The organism is Paenibacillus rhizolycopersici, assembly GCF_014947195.2.
GTDB classification, from domain to species: Bacteria; Bacillota; Bacilli; order Paenibacillales; family Paenibacillaceae; genus Fontibacillus; species Fontibacillus rhizolycopersici.
The window spans coordinates 191,050-208,365 of sequence record NZ_JADCNN020000004.1 but is presented as its reverse complement, the minus strand read 5'-3'; the positions used below and the strand labels follow the sequence as shown (position 1 = coordinate 208,365).

At 54.0% G+C, this 17,316-nt stretch carries 15 protein-coding genes; 11 read left to right on the top strand and 4 right to left on the bottom strand.

What is annotated here, in order from left to right:
• Nucleotides 1-33: 33 nt before the first annotated feature.
• Nucleotides 34-681 (top strand): GntR family transcriptional regulator, encoded by a 648-nt coding sequence (locus IM700_RS06385; protein ID WP_155605117.1) that lies wholly within the window; start codon nt 34-36, stop codon nt 679-681.
• Nucleotides 682-728: 47 nt separating this feature from the next.
• A complete protein-coding gene (locus IM700_RS06380) occupies nt 729-1,898 on the top strand; it encodes a helix-turn-helix domain-containing protein (RefSeq protein ID WP_193415054.1) in 1,170 nt (389 codons plus the stop codon).
• Between the two features lie 46 nt (nt 1,899-1,944).
• Here IM700_RS06380 and IM700_RS06375 read toward each other — a convergent pair whose 3' ends face one another.
• On the bottom strand, nt 1,945-2,850 hold the full coding sequence (locus tag IM700_RS06375; RefSeq protein WP_193415055.1) for an RraA family protein: 906 nt from the start codon (nt 2,848-2,850) through the stop codon (nt 1,945-1,947).
• Nucleotides 2,851-3,115: 265 nt separating this feature from the next.
• On the opposite strand from IM700_RS06375, the gene IM700_RS06370 reads away from it, so the two are divergent.
• The 4 genes from IM700_RS06370 (at nt 3,116) to IM700_RS06355 (ending at nt 7,327) form a co-directional block, all read left to right on the top strand.
• Nucleotides 3,116-4,072, top strand: a complete 957-nt coding sequence (locus IM700_RS06370) for a carbohydrate ABC transporter permease (protein WP_155605120.1) — start codon at nt 3,116-3,118, stop codon at nt 4,070-4,072.
• Nucleotides 4,069-4,896 (top strand): carbohydrate ABC transporter permease, encoded by an 828-nt coding sequence (locus tag IM700_RS06365; protein WP_155605121.1) that lies wholly within the window; start codon nt 4,069-4,071, stop codon nt 4,894-4,896. Before IM700_RS06370 ends, IM700_RS06365 begins: the two co-directional genes overlap by 4 nt.
• Before the next feature lie 66 nt (nt 4,897-4,962).
• Entirely contained in the window at nt 4,963-6,318 is a 1,356-nt protein-coding gene (locus IM700_RS06360) for an ABC transporter substrate-binding protein (protein ID WP_239483661.1), read from the top strand.
• A gap of 25 nt (nt 6,319-6,343) precedes the next feature.
• On the top strand, nt 6,344-7,327 hold the full coding sequence (locus IM700_RS06355; protein ID WP_193415056.1) for a mannonate dehydratase: 984 nt from the start codon (nt 6,344-6,346) through the stop codon (nt 7,325-7,327).
• A gap of 79 nt (nt 7,328-7,406) precedes the next feature.
• Here the strand turns inward: IM700_RS06355 and IM700_RS06350 are convergent, their stop codons facing one another.
• Genes IM700_RS06350 through IM700_RS06340 form a run of 3 tightly spaced genes read right to left on the bottom strand, consistent with a single transcriptional unit; the run spans nt 7,407 to nt 10,403 of the window.
• The gene (locus tag IM700_RS06350) at nt 7,407-8,795 is read right to left on the bottom strand and encodes a mandelate racemase/muconate lactonizing enzyme family protein (protein WP_193415057.1); all 1,389 of its coding nucleotides are present in this window, start codon (nt 8,793-8,795) and stop codon (nt 7,407-7,409) included.
• A 37-nt stretch (nt 8,796-8,832) separates the two neighbouring features.
• On the bottom strand, nt 8,833-9,609 hold the full coding sequence (locus IM700_RS06345) for an SDR family NAD(P)-dependent oxidoreductase (protein ID WP_193415058.1): 777 nt from the start codon (nt 9,607-9,609) through the stop codon (nt 8,833-8,835).
• On the bottom strand, nt 9,606-10,403 hold the full coding sequence (locus IM700_RS06340) for an SDR family NAD(P)-dependent oxidoreductase (RefSeq protein ID WP_193415059.1): 798 nt from the start codon (nt 10,401-10,403) through the stop codon (nt 9,606-9,608). Before IM700_RS06340 ends, IM700_RS06345 begins: the two co-directional genes overlap by 4 nt.
• A 172-nt stretch (nt 10,404-10,575) precedes the next feature.
• On the opposite strand from IM700_RS06340, the gene IM700_RS06335 reads away from it, so the two are divergent.
• The 5 genes from IM700_RS06335 to IM700_RS06315 all read left to right on the top strand — a co-directional run bounded on the left by IM700_RS06335 (nt 10,576) and on the right by IM700_RS06315 (nt 17,284).
• On the top strand, nt 10,576-11,436 hold the full coding sequence (locus tag IM700_RS06335; protein WP_193415060.1) for an RCC1 domain-containing protein: 861 nt from the start codon (nt 10,576-10,578) through the stop codon (nt 11,434-11,436).
• 88 nt (nt 11,437-11,524) lie between these two features.
• A complete protein-coding gene (locus tag IM700_RS06330; protein WP_193415061.1) occupies nt 11,525-12,790 on the top strand; it encodes an alkaline phosphatase in 1,266 nt (421 codons plus the stop codon).
• Nucleotides 12,791-12,957: 167 nt separating this feature from the next.
• On the top strand, nt 12,958-13,740 hold the full coding sequence (locus IM700_RS06325; protein WP_239483660.1) for an alpha/beta hydrolase: 783 nt from the start codon (nt 12,958-12,960) through the stop codon (nt 13,738-13,740).
• The gene (locus tag IM700_RS06320) at nt 13,737-15,158 is read left to right on the top strand and encodes a family 43 glycosylhydrolase (protein WP_155605132.1); all 1,422 of its coding nucleotides are present in this window, start codon (nt 13,737-13,739) and stop codon (nt 15,156-15,158) included. The genes IM700_RS06325 and IM700_RS06320 overlap by 4 nt, the downstream gene beginning before the upstream one ends.
• A gap of 140 nt (nt 15,159-15,298) precedes the next feature.
• The gene (locus tag IM700_RS06315; protein ID WP_193415063.1) at nt 15,299-17,284 is read left to right on the top strand and encodes a glycoside hydrolase 5 family protein; all 1,986 of its coding nucleotides are present in this window, start codon (nt 15,299-15,301) and stop codon (nt 17,282-17,284) included.
• Nucleotides 17,285-17,316: the final 32 nt, after the last annotated feature.

The following is a 17,316-nucleotide window of genomic DNA, read 5'->3' as shown; positions in this document are numbered from 1 at the left end:
TAATCGATTATCGCGAATGGAGACGAAACAAGGATGCCAAGCAATGATATCGTCCCGCTGGTGAATTCCATTAGCGAGCAAATCTATTTAGCGCTCAAACGAAAAATACTCACGGGCGAGCTTTGCCCGGGAACCCGGCTCATCGTGCTGGATATCGCGGGACATTTCCAGGTTAGCCAGGCGCCTGTACGGGAAGCGCTGGAGCGGATGAAGCAGGAAGGATTGATCAACGGCATTCGAAATAAAGGGTCGGTCGTATCCAACATTACATCCAAGGAGATTCGGGATCTTTTTGTCCTCCGCGAAATCATAGAGGGGTTCGCAGTTCGCGCGTCTATGCCAACGCTGACAGAGGCGGATTACGCCGCGCTTGAGCGGATTATTCAAAGGATGGAGGAGGCGGTCGAGCAGAGCGACACGCTAAGCATTTTGGAAATGGATATGGACTTTCATGGTTTTTTCTACAAGCGCTGCGATAATCAAGCCATCCTGGAGCTATGGAACCATATGCGGACGAAGGTAATGCGCTTCATGGCCATCTCCAATCGGCATTCGACGACGGAAATGCTGGCCGATTGGCACCGGATGCTGATTGACGCCCTCCGGACGGGGGACGGCGACGTTGCGGAGGAAGCATTTATTGAGCACATGCATGCGTACAAGATCATTCATCTCGATTAAGGCCAGGATTTCAGTTGTCATTCTCTATCCAAAGGGGGAAAAGGAGTATGCTGAATGAACGTCTATTGTTGGACCACCAGGCGATCACGTCATGGATGAAAGACCGCCTTCTGCGATATCTTGTATCCGGGCCGGCAGATGCGAAGGCGGATTTAAAGGAGAGCTTGGCTAAGCTTCAATTGAATCCTTACTATACTTTCCCTACGATTGCGCTGCTGGAGCCAACTGCCCCCGCCGATCATGAACACGACAAGCTGTCTTATCTGGAGAGCATGCGAGAAAGCCTTCAGCAACGGATGCCGGCAAACGGTATCGCCTTTCTTGACGGGGACGGACGGATTGGGCTGCTGTTCTCGTGGGTATCCAAGGAGGTGCTTGAACGGCTGCGGGCTGTACTTCGGGAGCAATTCGCTCATCCCGTGAATATCGGCGTTGGGAAGCCTTGCAGCCATTTGGGCGATATCCACTTATCCTATCGGCAGGCTTCATGGGCGTTACAGAACAAGTTCTACAGCGGAACCGGCCAAATAATCCATTTCGGCGAGCTTCGCCATCTGGAGTCGATAGACCGTTACCCGGTAGAAAGGGAAAAACAGTTGGTTGAGAGTTTCCGCTCAGCGGCTTCGGAACAGGAAATCTTAGAGGCGGTAGAGTCGTTTTATTCTGCGGTACTGGAGCAGGGGCTGGTCGACGTTAAAAGCATGTATGAGCTGACGATCCGACTGCTGGTCGGTGTGGAAAGAAGGGTCCTTGCCGATGAAGAAAATGTAGGCGCTTACAAACCGTTTGAAGCGACATCGCTTGTAAGGTTAAGCACGCTGGAAGAGCTGAAGCACTACGTCTGCCTTTTTCTAACCGGGATGTGGAAGGTCGTCTCGCCTGGCCAGAAAGAGAACCATCGCAGCATCATTAAGAGGACGATCCTTTACATGGAGCAGGATTGCCAATGCGCATCGCTGCAGAGCGTTGCTCAGAAAGTGTATATGACACCAACCTATTTGAGCATGCTCTTCAGGACGAATACCGGCAAGACGTTTATTGAGCATCTGACCGATATTCGGATCGACAAGGCGAAGGAACTGCTTCGGACGACCCATTTGAAAAATTATGAAGTCGCTGAGAAAGTCGGTTACCAGGATCCCCGTTACTTCAGCCAAATCTTTAAGAAGAAGGTTGGGGTATCGCCGAGCGAGTATCGGGAGTCGATTTGCAAATAAAACAGGAAGCGGCGCAGCGTCCGCTTCCTGTTTCTTGGTTCTGCCCTTATAAGCGTACGTCGGAACTGTGTCCGTCCTGCTCGTTCCGGCGCGCCTCCTCAAGTTCCTTCTCCCAGGATAAATGGCGGTATTCGGCAGCCGCCTCGTCGTTCTGGAACCACTGAATGAAGTCTTCCCACAGCGCGGTGGGCCAGGATGCGTCGATCTGCGCGGTGGAATAGACACCTTCCTTCAACCGAATGAAGCCAAACACGTCGCGGACCTGTGATTTCTCCGCCTGCTCCGCTGTCAGCTCGGCAAGATGGGGAGGGATGAAAATCACACCCGCCGGGGTTCCGAGAACCACATCGCCAGGAAGGCAAATCGCCTTGCCGATCCGGGTCGGCACGTTCATCCCCACCATCGTGACATCGCCGATGGCCGTCGGGTCGCTACCGCGGTAGTATACGTTAATGTTCTTGATCTCGGATACTTGCTGATTGTCGCGGATGCCGCCCCAGATCACGGCGCCGCCCCGCTTTGTTCGGGTCGAGATGGCCGTAGACAGGTTTCCGCCCACATAGGTGCCGAGATGGATCTTGTCGAACATATCGACGACAACGACGTCATCCTCGACTAGGGAGTCGATGACCCACTGGTTGAAGAAGCCCCTTCGCCCTTCCTGCTCATGCCCGTAATTCAGCAGCGTCTCGTGCAGATCGGGCCGCTTGGGCACCATAACGGCCGTTACGGCCCGTCCCACCATCACCTGATCGGGATGGACGATCTTAAAGTCGCCTTCGAACTGAAACGTATAGCCACGGTGCCATAGTGGCCCCCATGCTTCCTCCAACGTAATTTTTCGTATTCTTCGCAGGACATCTTCCGGCACCTTAGGTCGCCCGTTCTCGAACCGTTCACCCTTCCACAGCGGAGTCAATTGAATGAGATCTTCCGGGTTATCGAATTTCATTGAAGCGCCTCCTCTTTGTTCAACATGACTCTATTGTTAGGGAGGGCCGCCGTTTTGTCGATGCGACTTTCTTAAGGCATTTCCCCGCCCCATCATAATTTTTTCCACCGCTGTCGTCGGCGCTTCCCGTGGGACCCACGGATTCTAAAAAATCAAACAATATCATAATTTCGTCACCTTTAATCGTGAAACCGCCTTCGAATACAGTAGTACTACTACAACATTTATCACAAGGTGTATCGCAAGAGGGGAGGAATCGAAAAGGATGGCTGCACAAACCAATACGATTAACGAAGCTGGAAAAGCTGGACGCGCCGTCCGAAAGCGCGCGAAGACCGGCGCAAACCATCTAGCCGGTTATATTTTTATTTCCCCGTGGCTCATCGGCTTTCTATTGCTGACGTTATGGCCGATCGCCCAATCGTTGTACCTGTCTTTCACCGATTATTCGCTCCTGGAGGATCCGGTTTGGACGGGAACGAGCAATTACGTCAACATTTTCACGAATGATTCAACCTTTACGAAATCTCTCACCGTAACCTTTACGTTCGTCCTATTCTCCGTGCCGCTCAAGCTGCTTTTTTCGCTTCTCGTCGCTATGGCGCTTAATCAGAAATTGAAAGGGATGAATCTGTACCGAACGGCCATTTATTTCCCTTCGCTGATTGGCGGAAGCATTGCGGTTGCGGCTTTATGGCGCAATATGTTCGGACTAGACGGCTACATCAATCAGGTGCTCGCCTGGTTTGGCATCCAGGGCATGGGGTGGATCACCAATCCGGACACCTCGCTCGGAACCCTCATTCTGCTGAATACTTGGCAGTTCGGCTCGACGATGGTTATTTTCCTGGCCGGTCTCAAACAGATCCCTCAGGAGTTATATGAATCTGCGGCAGTGGACGGCGCAAACAAGTTCCGCCGATTCTTCAGCATCACGCTGCCGATGTTGTCTCCTGTCATGTTCTTTAACTTAATTCTCGGCGTGATCGGCTCCTTCCAAACCTTCACCTCCGCTTTCATCATCACCAAAGGGGGACCGGTCAATTCCACGTACGTGTACGCCTTGTTCTTGTACGAAAAGGCGTTCAAGCATTACCAGATGGGGTATGCCTCGGCACTTGCCTGGATCTTGCTTGCGATCGTGGGTCTGCTGACCGTCATTAACTTTGCCGCATCTCGCTATTGGGTGTTCTACGAATCGGAAGGGGGAGGGGCGAAATGAAGCTTAGGTCTAAGTTGACGAATCATCTGCTTCTGACCCTATTCTCGCTCCTCATGCTTTATCCGGTCATCTGGTGGGTTGGCGCTTCGCTGAAGAAGACGGAGGAGCTGAGCTTGCCGACGCTCTGGCCGAAGACACCGCTATGGGAGAACTACAGCAACGGGTGGCAGTACTCCAGCGATTATACATTTGCCCATTTCTTCGGCAATACGCTTCTGATGGAGGTTGGGAACGTATTTGGCGGTGTGTTGACTGCCGCGGTCGTAGCCTATGGCTTCGGCCGACTGAACTTCAAACTGCGGGGCTTCTGGTTCTCGGTCCTTCTGCTGACGATGATGCTGCCCGGCCAAGTTACGGTCGTTCCGCAGTATATCCTGTTTAACTCCTTTGGCTTCGTGGACAGCTACGTGCCGCTTGTTCTGCCGCATTTCTTCGGCGGAGGCGCGTTCTTCATCTTCCTTCTCGTCCAGTTCATTCGAGGCATCCCTCGCGATTTGGACATGGCGGCCAAGATCGATGGCGCTTCCGTATACGGCATCTTCGTATGGATCATCTTCCCGCTCATCAAGCCGGCACTCGTGACGGTTGCGATCTTCACCTTCATCTGGAGCTGGGATGATTTCTTCTCGCAGGTGCTGTACCTTAGCTCGGTTGATAAATTTACGGTAGGCCTGGCGCTCCGGGGATTCATCGACCAGTTCGAGATTCAGTGGGGGCAGTTGCTCGCGATGTCGCTGTTGTCCGTCTTTCCTTCCGCACTGATCTTCCTGTTCGCACAGAAGCATTTCGTGGAAGGAATCGCAACGACGGGGCTGAAGGGTTAGGTTTGGTGTCACCAACCCATAGAAGTCATAAGGTTAATCCAAAGAAAAGGAAAGGGGAAATTGACAATGAGCAAATCGAGATGGATGAGTGCAGCCGCACTCCTGCTGGCCCTGTTTCTTGTAATGACGGCTTGCGGCGGCGGAGGCGGAGGCAATGCCGGAGGAAATGCAGGTGGAAATTCCGGTGGGAATTCTGGAGGAAACGGCGGCGGGAGCGGTGGAAATGGAGACTCCGGCGGAGAGAAGACCCTCAGCATCATGTGGTGGGGGACGGACGCACGCCACGAAGCGACGCAGAAAGCCTTGGATCTTTATACGCAGCAAAACCCCGGCGTTAAATTCAAACCCGAGCATATGGCATGGGACGCTTATTGGCAGAAGCTGCCGACGTTAGCGGCGTCGAAAACGATGACGGATGTCTTGCAGATGGATGCGGCTTACTTGCAAGAATACGTAAGTCGGGGACAGCTGGAGGACCTGTCGGATATCGACCTGACCGGAATCGTCGATCCTGGCGTTATCGAGAACCTGAAGATCGACGGCAAGCTGTACGGTATCCCGTTAAGCCAGAATGCGCAGGGAACTGCCTTCAACAAGGCGGATCTCGAGCAATATGGCATCCCTTTACCGCATAAGGATTGGACGTACGATGAGTATTTCCAATGGGCGAAGGACGCCCGCGCCAAGCTGCCGGAGGGCAAGTACCCGATCGGCGACACGACAACTTGGGATTTCTTCAACTATTACCAGACGGCGATGGGGAAACCGCCGATCATGTCTGACGGCGGGAAGACGTTTACGCTCGATAGGGACCTGTTCATGAAGTTCTATCAAACCTATGAACAATTCCGCAAGGATAAAATCGTTCCTCCGGCGGAGCAGTCTGCCGCCTTCCTCGAGAACGATCCGCAGGCCGACCCGATGGCAAGCGGGGTCGTGATGACGAGGGGCGCAACAACCGGCTCGGTCAGCGCGCTCGAGCAGCTCATGCCGGGCAAGGTGGGCGTCGTGAATATGCCGACCGGACCTGCGGGCGGAGGCTGGGCGCAATCGACGATCTTCCTTAGCGTCAGCACCAATTCGAAGAACAAGGAAGAAGCCAAGAAATTCGTCAAATGGTTTATTACCGATGAAGCCGCAGGGGATGCGCTTGGTTTGACCCGCGGGATTCCGATCAATCCGGATATCTACAAGAAGCTAGAACCGAATCTGGAGGCGAAGGATAAGCTCGGTAAAGAAATTTATGATCTGTCCGTTGACAAGGCGTTGCCGTTCTATTCGCCGGCACCGGGATTTACGGAATGGGTGGATGCCTATAAGAAGGAGATGGACGCGGTGACGTTCGGTCAGCAGTCCATTGAAGAAGCTTTCAACAAAATCGATAAGCTCGGTAAGGAGCTGGCCGCCAAGGCAGGCAACTAAACGATAGAAAGAGGCGGATAACGACATGCAGCTTGCGGAATTTCTTCCATCCCAGCCAAGCCGGCTGTGGCATTTGGCAAAACAGATGAACGTCAATTACGCGGTCAGCGGGCTGCCGTGGGAAGAGAAAACGGAGAAACCTTGGGATTTGATGCCGCTGATCCGAATGAAGCAGCGTTATGCCGACTTTGGTCTAACGTTGTCCGTGATCGAATCGATGCCGCCAAGCAACAAGATTAAGCTGGGAGCGCCCGGCCGTGATGAGGAAATCGAGATTTTTCAGCAATTCCTGGTCAATATGGGGGCTGCCGGCATTCCCGTGCTCTGCTATAACTTTATGGCTCAATTCAACTGGTTCCGCACCTCAACGACAACCCGGACACGCGGGGGAGCGCTCGTCTCCAGCTACGATCACAGCCTGATGGCGGAAGTGCCGCCCACGGAAGCCGGAATTGTGACGGAGGAACAACTGTGGGAGAACCTCCATTATTTCCTGGAAAAAATCGTTCCCGTCGCGGAATCCGCCCGGGTGAAGCTTGCGCTTCATCCGGACGATCCGCCGATTACGCCGATCCGCGGCGTCTCGCGGATCTTGCGGAACGCATCGGCGCTGCAGCGGGCCATCGATCTGGTGCCGAGCGCTTATAGCGGCATCACGTTGTGCCAGGGGACCCTGGCGACAGCCGGTGAGGATATCCCGGGAGTCATTCGGCATTTCGCTGACCAGCAGAAGCTATTCTTCGTCCACTTCCGTGACGTGAAGGGCACGCCGGAAAAATTCGAGGAGACGTTCCATGACGATGGCCAGACGGATATGCTCGAAGCGATGAAGACGTATTACGAGGTTGGCTTTAGCGGCCCGGCCCGGCCGGACCACGTGCCGACGATGGAAGGCGAAGACAATGAGAACCCGGGGTATGAGCTGCTTGGCCGTTTGTTTGGCGTAGGATATATTACCGGCTTAATGGAGGCGGCGGCCAAGATGAACCGCGTTTCCGCCACCCTGTAAGAGGAATGAAAAGGATCGTCTTGATCGGCTTGCGCCGTCAGGACGATCCTTTTATTGTGAAAGAAAAAGCAGAGGAGCCTCAGCTCCACTGCCGGTCGTTAGAATAATGATGATTCCATGGATCCGTTGACTCCCAGAGACCGCCGATTTCGGGATGAAGATGCTCAGCCAATACTTCGTCGTTCAGATCGTCGATCCCGAGTCCGGGAGCGTCCGTCAAGGTGATGAAGCCGTTCTGGACTAGCTTATCCGGGAGTCGGCTGCCGATGATGATGTCGTCCCACCAATCCACTTCACAGGAATGGTATTCGAGCGCTAGGAAGTTCTCCGTCGCCGCGGCGACGTGAGCGGCGGCCAGACAGGCGATGGGGCTCTCCGCCATATGGATCGCCATCGCGACGCCGTAATCCTGCGCCATGTCCCCGATTTTTTTCGTCTCGAGGATGCCTCCGGTCGTCAGCACGTCCGGATGGATGACAGACACCCCGCCGGCTTCGAGGAGAGGCTTGAAGTTCTCCTTCAAATAAATGTCTTCACCCGTACAGATCGGTGTCGTCACGGCGCGAGAGAGACGGGCATATTGATCCGTATACTGCCACGGAATCATATCCTCCATCCAGGCCAGATTGAACTTGTCGATACGTTTGCCTAGCTTGATGCAGTCCTCAAGTCCGATATGGCCGAAGTGATCGATGGCGAGCGGCACTTCGCTGCCGATAACCGACCGGACGTCCGCGACATATTGCTCCAGCATGTCGAGGCCTTTTTCCGTCACATGAATGCCGGTGAAGGGATGAGGGATGTTGTAAATATCGTAGTGACGGTTCTTGATTTCACGAAGCTCCTGTTCGGTGAGATTACCTTTGTCGCGGCTGTAGCGGCGTTTCGCGATCTCCCGCATCTCTTCCAGGAAACCAAGCGGCGCGCTAAGCGTCCCCGGTTCGTTGATGAGCTGGCCGATGCCAAGATCCATCTTGAGGAAGGTGAAGCCGGCTTCCATCCGCTTCTTGAGCGCTTCGCCCATCGCTTTGCCGGTGTCCTTGCCGACAACATCCGTGTCGCAATACATGCGAACCCGATCGCGGAACTTGCCGCCGAGCATCTGGTAGATCGGCACGCCATACGCTTTGCCGGCCAGATCCCAGAGCGCAAGCTCGATTCCGCTGACGCCGCCGCCTTGACGCGCATGCCCGCCAAACTGCTTGATCCGGCGGAACAGCTTGTCGATATTGCACGGGTTCTCTCCGAGTAGCCGGCTCTTCAGCATGAGGGCGTAGACCTTGTCTGCGCCGTCGCGGACTTCCCCGAAACCGACCAACCCTTGATTCGTGAATACCTTGATCAAGCTGCTGTGAAACGGACCGCCGACGATATCCGTGAAGCGGATATCGGTGATACGCAGCTCCGAAGGGCTGGAGGAAGTACGAACATGGGCCAGCGTTTGTTCGTACGTTTCTTTGTTTACCATGAAATCACTCCTAATCGGTTGGTGTGCTGTAGCCTCGTTACAGCAGCATGCTTCCGCCGTCAAGCCGGATAGCGGAGCCTGTCATATACTCGCTTTCGTCCGAGGCGATAAAGCAGGCGAGCTGAGCGACATCAAGCGGGAGTCCCACGCGCCCCAGCGGGAATTTCTCCAACTGGTGCTTGCGCCGCGCCTCCCGTTTCTTCTCTGCATCCGGATCGTCCGGTGAGATGAGGTTGTATTTGCCCACATCGATGGCTCCCGGCTCGATCGTGTTCACCGTAATGCCGTACGGTGCCAGCTCGATCGCGCTTTCCCGCCCGAGCATGCGGATCGCGCCTTTGGTCATGGCATAAATCGGATCGAAATCCGTCGGCCGCTTGGCATGTACCGAGGAGATCAGGATGATTCGGCCGGTTCCCTTCCGCTTCATGCCGGGAATAACGGCTTGGATACACTGCCAGTAGCCCTTTACGTTCGTATCGAACATGAGGTCGAACGTTTCGCCATCCTGTTTGAAAAGGTCGTAGTTCAGTTGTACAGCGGCATTGTTGACCAGAATATCGATATCGCCAGCGCGGGTTTCGATGTGGCGAACCATCGCGGCGATCTCCTTCTGGTTCGAGACATCCGCCCGGACAATGAAGCTGCTTCCTCCCGCTCCGTCAATTCGTCTCTTCGTCTCGAGAACGCCGGCCTCGCTCCGGTTATAGTGGAGTGCCATTCTTGCGCCTCTGTTTGCCATCTCGATGGCGATGCCCTGGCCGATGCCGGTACCGGCTCCTGTTACGAGTGCGACCTTGCCCGATAGACTCATGGCGAATCACCGCTCCTTGGCCGTTTCATTTTGTGATCCATATAATGCAGGAGGAACCCTCCGTCCAGCCGGATATCCGCGCCGTTCACGTATCCCGCCTCCCTTGAAGCCAAGAAGTGGGCGACGTTTGCGATATCCTCCGCAGTGCCTAGCCGAGCGCTCGGAACTTTGAGTTCGTGACAGCGGTAGAGCGTTGTCAGCGAGCTGCGGAACCGTTCACCGTCGCCTTCGATCAGACCGGCCTCAATCGTATTCACGCGGATGCCGTGCCGCCCGAGCTCCAGGGCCGCTTCTTTGGCCAGCATCTTGACGGCGCCCTTGGATGCGCTGTAGACGAAGGAGGAGCCGGTCGGCTTCTCGGCATGAATGGACGAGACGAAGATAATGCTGCCCGACTCCCGTACCGCCATGGCCTTTCCGGCCGCTTGCGCGCATAAAAAGGCCGACTTTGCGTTGGTGTTCATTACCTCGCGAAACGATGCTTCGGAGCCGTCTTCGACGGAAATAGAGACGAGCCGATCGTTATTATGGATCAGGACGGTAAGCGCACCGAGCTCCCGCTCGGCCAGCAGAACAAGTTCACTTGCGTTCGCGCCGGCGCTCAGGTCGACATTCTTCACGATCACTTTGGATCCAGACGCTTTAGCCATGTCGATCTCGGCGGCAATTTGCGTGCCATCAGACAAACTGTTCAACAGGAAATAGGCGCCATCCTCGGCGAAGCGGCGGATCATTGCTTTGCCTGCAGGATGGTCGGCGTCCGTAATCAGAACGACTTGCGCAGGTTGATTCATACATCACCCCCGGGTTGCCCACTTTGTAAGGGCGGCTACTAGGTCACACTCTCATCATAAGTTTCAGCCGCCCTCGGGTTCGAGACGTTAATCTTATGATTTTGTTTGATTTCTTTCAGAAGCTTTTCGTATGATGAATTCAATCGGAATCCATGACACAAGGAGGTAAGACATGGACCCTACATTATATAAAGCAACCCTCGCGGCAGGCCCACGGCATTCCGTCGGTCTTCGCTCGGACGGCACGGTTATCGCTGTCGGCGATCCTAAACATGGACAATGCAAGGTTGAGGACTGGCGTAATATCGTGGCGGTGGCGGCAGGGAATGTACATATGGCGACGAACACGGGGAATTCGCATACCGTTGGGCTTAAAGCGGACGGTACGGTGGTGGCGGTAGGTTGGAACCAGCATCACCAGTGCGAGGTGAGCGGTTGGAGCGAGATCGTGGCGGTCACCGCGGGATGGCGCCGGACCCTCGGCCTTCAATCAGATGGTACGGTGGTGGCTGTGGGGAGGAATGCGGAAGGGCAATGCGAAGTAAGCGACTGGAAGGGAATCGTAGCGATAACCGCAGGGGATTGGCATACCGCCGGACTTCGATCTGACGGTACGGTGATAATGGCGGGAAATAATCGTTATGGCCAATGTAATGTAAGCAACTGGCGTGAGATCGTGGCGGTTGCGGCGGGGTATCTTCATACCGTCGGTCTTCAATCGGATGGCACCGTGGTGGCTGTGGGGTTGAACAAACATCATCAATGCGAAGTGGAAGCATGGCGCGATATTGTGGCGGTTGCCGCTGGCAGCTACCATACCCTCGGACTTCAAGCAGACGGTACCGTAGTGGCGGCGGGATCGAATCAACATGGCCAAGGTGAGGTGAGCAGCTGGCGAGATATTGTGGCGGTAGCTGCGGGTTGTGCTCATACCCTTGGCTTAAAGTCGGACGGAACGGTGGTCGCTACCGGGGATAACAGATACGGCCAATGCGAATTAAGTGGCTGGCGCAGCGTGCAGCTTTCCATTTAACATTATTTTACACACGCCATACATCTCCTTAATATATGGTATTTATCATAGAGTACGAAACTCAAAACATTTAGGAGGTTCGTACTTTATGAAACTTGCAAAAAGCTTGCGTTTAAGAACAGCGTTTGTGGTGACTGCTGCGGCAGCGGTAGCGGTGACCGGCATTCTGACCGCACAGACCCCGAGTCCGGCAGTGGCAGCCTCCTCAAAGACGAAGAACGTGATCCTGTTCGTGGGGGACGGAATGGGGAATGCAGCACGCAACGCCATTCGATTGGCTACGGTAGGAGAGAAAGGCAAACTGGCTATGGACGACATGCCTTATGCCGGTCTGGTACATACGAGCTCGACGTCGGCCGTAACCGACTCGGCAGCTTCCGCTACGGCGTATGCCAGCGGGGTCAAAACGTATAATGGCGCAATCGGAATGGATGCCAACAAGAAACCGGTCAAAACGATTATGGAATACGCGAAACAAGCGGGATTGTCCACGGGAGTCGTTACGACGAGCCAGGTGACGGACGCGACCGGAGCGGCTTTTGGTGCCCATGTGGAGAATCGTTCTGCGCAAAGCGATATCGCGCTCCAACTTTTGACGAAGAGCAAAGTGGATGTGCTGTTGGGCGGTGGCGAGGATTTCTGGTTCCCGGCCGGTAACCCGGGCGCGTTCCAAGACGAGCCGGCAGAGGATCCTTCCGAGAAGAGCAAGGGGACCCAAGGCAACCTGGTCGACAAAGCCAAACAACTGGGTTACACCTACGTCAACAATAAAGCGGATCTGCAAAAAGCAAAAAGCGGCAAGCTTCTCGGTTTGTTCGCGAATGAAGAGATGTTCCAGCAAAGAGAAGAAGGCGACGGCGATATTTATAACCCGGTCGTTTCTCTTCCGGATATGACTAAGAAAGCGATCGACACGTTGTCCCAAAACAAAAAGGGTTTCTTCCTCATGGTTGAGGAGGAGGCGACCGATGAGATGGCGCATGAGAACAACGCCGCATTGACCATTAAAGCCGGTCAACAGCTGGATAAAGCCGTGCAAGTCGCCAAGGATTTCGCCAAGAAAAACCCGGATACGCTCGTATTGGTCCTGGCCGACCATGAAACCGGCGGCCTTTCGATCGAGTCGGTTGATGCGGAGGATGAATCCGGAGATGCGATCTCCAAGGAAGACGGACCGTTTGCGATCGCGGGTTCCAAGGAGCAATTCATTGTTGACTGGACGACGTCCGGCCATACGGCGGTCGATATTCCGGTTACGGCGATGGGCAAGAACGCGAATCTGTTCACCGGAGCCTTCGAAAATACGGAAATCTTCACAAAGATGATGAAAGCACTAGGCTTTACCGCAAAATAAGCACGTTGTTCTATGCCAAAAAGGCGATCATTCAGTTGGGCAACTAACTGGATCGATCGCTTCTTTTGTTTAAAGAAATACGGATGAGTTCTTTATTTTCAGCCTAGCGAGCGTTTTTTTGGAAGCGCTATAATTCAATTATCTAAATGACGGAGAGGATGAAGATCATGGATCGGCAAGTTTCGGAAGCATCCAGCCATTTGCACCACGGAAGCATCGAGGTCGTGGAATATCGCTCCACAACCGTAGGAACCCAGCGCAAAACAAGGATATATACCCCTCCCGGATTTTCCCGGAATCAAACGTATCCGGTACTCTATTTATTGCATGGCATTGGCGGAGATGAACACGAGTGGTTTGAGCATGGCGAGCCGCATCTCATTTTGGATCGGCTTTATGCGGATGGGAAGCTCGCACCCATGATTGTGGTCATGCCCAATGGCCGCGCTATGCCGGAAGATCGGGCCGAGGGCGACCTTTTTGCCCCTGAGAAGCTTGAGGCGTTCGAGCGTTTCGAATGGGACTTACTCCATGACCTGATCCCTTTTGTAGAAGCTACCTATCCGGTCAGTACCGGGCGGGAGAGCCGCGCCATCGCCGGCTTGTCCATGGGAGGCGGGCAGTCCTTAAACATCGGATTAAGCCATTTGGATCAATTCGCCTGGATCGGCGCATTTTCCCCGGCCCCCAATACGAAGACTCCCGAACAGCTCGCCCCGAATCCGCAGGAGGCGGCGACGCGAATGAGTCTGTTATGGCTCTCTTGCGGTGATGAGGACAATTTGAAATACGTCAGCGACCGGACACATGCTTACTTCGCTGAGCAGGGGGTCCCCCACATTTGGGTGGAGGAGCAGGGAGGCCACGACTGGCCTGTATGGAGAAACGGCCTTAGCGAGTTTTCTCAGCGGATTTTCAGAAATGAACCGGGAGAGGGGAGCCGCCGATGAAAAAGCAAGGATTCAATCCATATCTGCCGTCTTGGGAGTATGTTCCTGACGGGGAGCCGCATGTCTGGGGCGATAGGGTTTACGTATACGGGTCGCATGACCGGTTTAACGGCCATGTATTTTGCTTAAACGACTATGTGTGCTGGTCGGCTCCGGTAGAGGATTTGGGGGACTGGCGATACGAAGGCGTCATCTACAAGAAAACCGATGACCCGCTGAATCCGGACGGCAGGATGTGTCTCTATGCCCCGGACGTTACCGTCGGACCGGATGGGCGGTATTATCTGTATTATGTGCTCGACAAGGTTCCGATCGTTTCTGTCGCCGTCTGCGAGACTCCGGCTGGGGAGTTTGAATTCTACGGGTACGTTCAGTATGCCGACGGCACGCGTTTGGGAGAAAAAGCCGGCGACGAACCTCAGTTTGACCCCGGGGTGTTAACGGAGGGCGAGCGGACTTACTTATATACCGGATTCTGTGCGGCCGGAGATCGATCCAGACACGGCGCGATGGTTACGGTGCTGGGCCCGGATATGCTCACGATCGTGGAGGAACCGGTTTTTGTCGCGCCAAGCGAGCCTTATAGCAAGGGGAGCGGGTTTGAAGGACATGCGTTTTTTGAAGCTCCTTCGATCCGTAAGAAAGACGATACTTATTACTTGATCTACTCCTCGATCGTCATGCATGAGTTGTGTTACGCAACCAGTCCATTTCCGACTCATGGCTTCGTCTATCAAGGAGTCCTCATCAGCAACAACGATCTTCATATCGATTCCTACAAACCGGCGGACAAGCCGATGTACTACGGCGGAAATAACCATGGCAGCATCGAACGAATCAATGGGAAATGGTATGTCTTCTATCACCGGCATACCAACGGTACAGCGTTCTGCCGGCAGGGCTGCATCGAGCGGATTCACTTCCGCGAGGACGGAACGATCGCTCAAGCCGAGATGACCTCCAGCGGCCCGAATGGCGGTCCGCTTGTAGGGCACGGAGAATATCCCGCCTATCTGGCGTGCCATCTGTTTTGCAAAGACGAGGCGACGTATACCGGCGGCTTCGGCTCCGGAGCCTGGATGGACAGCCGGTTTCCAAAAATCACTCAAGACGGGAAAGACGGAGACGAGGAGATCGGATATATCGCTAACATGACGGATTCTGCCACGGCCGGGTTCAAGTATTTCGATTGTCATGGCATCAAAAAAGTTAAGATCAAAGTACGCGGGTATTGCCAAGGTGCTTTCGAGATCCAAACGGCTTGGGAGGGGCCGGCGCTCGGAACCATCCCGGTTGACTTCACGAACGTTTGGACGGAATACACCGCAGACATTGCCATTCCGGACGGCATACAGGCCTTATATTTCAAGTATACCGGGAACGGATGCGCGGACTTGGCTTCGTTTGCCTTGGAATAAGCGCGTTCTGTCTATTCGACGGTTTCGGAAGGGTCACACAATTTCGGGCTTGGTCACACAATTTCGGAAAACGGAAGGAAGCTCTTCGAAATATCGTATAATTTTTACGAATTGACCAATCCGAAGGAGCGACTGAACTAATGAGACCAACAGAGATGAACGTAAGCGGCAGCATTGAAATGAAACCGCTTCCGGACGGCGGGCGTTTGATCGAAATTTCCCCAGAGGGGGGGAGGCTCCATATCGCCGGCTTGGAGTTTAAGAAAGGCCAGCATCTTGTGCTGGAGCTAACCGTTCAATCGATCACGGAGTTTCAGATGGCGCTTGGTTTTTCGAAGCGAACTCCAAGTTCGGTGCAGAGCATACCGGACTTGTATTGCATGACGGGATTCCTGCCTCAGATTCGGGTTCGAACGTTTTTTGACCTTGAGCATTTAGATGCCCAGCATATCTTTCTGGAGCGTACGCCGGGCAAACTGAAGTCATTTTTGCAAGGAACCGCCATGGAACCGGAGCAAGTCAAGCATTTCGAAATGATTTTTTTGCCGTTCTATACGCATCGTTCCTTTATCCTGCACGATTTGTACCTAGCGGACGAGAAGCCCGATTGCAGCCTGGGACAGGAGGTAGAGCCGATCGTTGATGAGCTGGGACAATTGAAAATCAAGGATTGGGGCGGCAAAACCGAATCGGCAGAGGAGCTTGTCCGTTATTTGCAGAAAGAGGCAGAAGACGGCGCGATCGCGCATTTTGGACCGGAATACAGTACCTATGGGGGATATAAATCCATTCCTTTTGAACCTACAGGATACTTTCATGTCGCGCAGCAGGGGGACCGATTCTGGCTGGTGGATCCGGAGGGATACGCTTTCTACAGTAAGGGGCTGGATGTGGTTTCCTCCGGGGAAGCGGGACGGATCGACGGCATTGAACCTTGTCTGGAGTGGATCCCGGAAGAGGAAGGACCTTTCCGACCTGCTTTCCAGACAGGAGAGACGTTGAACGGTCATCGTTATTATAATTATGCCGTAAGCAATCTGATTCGAGCCTTCGGCGAGAATTATCATGAGACTTGGAGCCAAATGACTCGTTCTCGGTTGATCGATTGGGGATTTAATACGATCGGGAACTGGTCGGATCTGAACTTTGCCCAAGAAGCGAAGCTGCCTTATGTCATGCCGTTGGCCGGATTTCCTACAACCCAAGAGACCGTGTATCGGGATTTTCCTGACGTATTCAGCCAGGAGTATCGAGAGGCCTCGGAGCGGTATGCCGCGCAATTTGAGCCGTTTAAAGAGGACCGCTATCTCATCGGATACTTTATGACGAACGAACCGCATTGGGCGTTTGGGGATCGCGTGAATCTGGCGCGGGAAATGTTCCGCAGCGGATATTCCTTGGCAAGTAAGGAAGAGCTGATTCGCTATCTGGAGGATCGATATGAAGGCCGGCCGGATGCCCTAAGTGCGGCGTGGGGGATGGAAGTGATGGATTTCGGCGCGATCCGTGAACTGGGGTATGAGGAATTTTCCGATGCCGCGGATGCGGATTTATTGGATTTTTCCCGCCGGATGGCCCATGAGTATGTCCGCATCCCGGCTCAAGCGTTGAAGAAGATCGATCCCCATCACTTAAATCTCGGAATGCGTTATGCGTTTATTTCTTCGGAACTGGTTCTGGAGGGAAGTGAGTACTATGATGTCTTCACTTATAACTGTTATAAGTTTAGACCGGATGAAGTCGACCTCCGCGCGATCTACGAACACACCGGTAAACCGATCCTGATCGGCGAATTCCATTTTGGAGCTCCGGATGTAGGGTTGCTAAGCCCGGGGTTGAAAGGCGTATACACGCAGGCCGACCGTGGCAAAGCCTACCGCTATTACACGGAATTTGCAGCGAGTCAGAAGTACCTGGTGGGGACGCATTATTTTATACTGAATGATCAAGCCACGCTAGGCCGTTTCGACGGGGAGAACTACCAGATCGGGATCGTCGATGTCTGCCATCGGCCTTATGAGGACTTTGTGCAGGAAATCAAGGCCACCCACGCGGAAATGCTGGACGTCATTCAAGGGACGAGGGCACCATACGGTGTTCAACAAACCGAATTGATCATGAAGTAGGCGTTATTGCCCGTATCTTCCCGGTACGGGTT

Excerpts from the sequence above, each read along its gene's own strand:
- IM700_RS06345 (WP_193415058.1), bottom strand. The coding sequence starts at position 9,609 with ATGAGTCTATCGGGCAAGGTCGCACTCGTAACAGGAGCCGGTACCGGC.
- IM700_RS06350 (WP_193415057.1), bottom strand. The coding sequence starts at position 8,795 with ATGGTAAACAAAGAAACGTACGAACAAACGCTGGCCCATGTTCGTACT.
- IM700_RS06370 (WP_155605120.1), top strand. The coding sequence starts at position 3,116 with ATGGCTGCACAAACCAATACGATTAACGAAGCTGGAAAAGCTGGACGC.
- IM700_RS06335 (WP_193415060.1), top strand. The coding sequence starts at position 10,576 with ATGGACCCTACATTATATAAAGCAACCCTCGCGGCAGGCCCACGGCAT.
- IM700_RS06355 (WP_193415056.1), top strand. The coding sequence starts at position 6,344 with ATGCAGCTTGCGGAATTTCTTCCATCCCAGCCAAGCCGGCTGTGGCAT.
- IM700_RS06380 (WP_193415054.1), top strand. The coding sequence starts at position 729 with ATGCTGAATGAACGTCTATTGTTGGACCACCAGGCGATCACGTCATGG.
- IM700_RS06340 (WP_193415059.1), bottom strand. The coding sequence starts at position 10,403 with ATGAATCAACCTGCGCAAGTCGTTCTGATTACGGACGCCGACCATCCT.
- IM700_RS06320 (WP_155605132.1), top strand. The coding sequence starts at position 13,737 with ATGAAAAAGCAAGGATTCAATCCATATCTGCCGTCTTGGGAGTATGTT.
- IM700_RS06330 (WP_193415061.1), top strand. The coding sequence starts at position 11,525 with ATGAAACTTGCAAAAAGCTTGCGTTTAAGAACAGCGTTTGTGGTGACT.
- IM700_RS06360 (WP_239483661.1), top strand. The coding sequence starts at position 4,963 with ATGAGCAAATCGAGATGGATGAGTGCAGCCGCACTCCTGCTGGCCCTG.
- IM700_RS06325 (WP_239483660.1), top strand. The coding sequence starts at position 12,958 with ATGGATCGGCAAGTTTCGGAAGCATCCAGCCATTTGCACCACGGAAGC.
- IM700_RS06375 (WP_193415055.1), bottom strand. The coding sequence starts at position 2,850 with ATGAAATTCGATAACCCGGAAGATCTCATTCAATTGACTCCGCTGTGG.
- IM700_RS06385 (WP_155605117.1), top strand. The coding sequence starts at position 34 with ATGCCAAGCAATGATATCGTCCCGCTGGTGAATTCCATTAGCGAGCAA.
- IM700_RS06315 (WP_193415063.1), top strand. The coding sequence starts at position 15,299 with ATGAGACCAACAGAGATGAACGTAAGCGGCAGCATTGAAATGAAACCG.
- IM700_RS06365 (WP_155605121.1), top strand. The coding sequence starts at position 4,069 with ATGAAGCTTAGGTCTAAGTTGACGAATCATCTGCTTCTGACCCTATTC.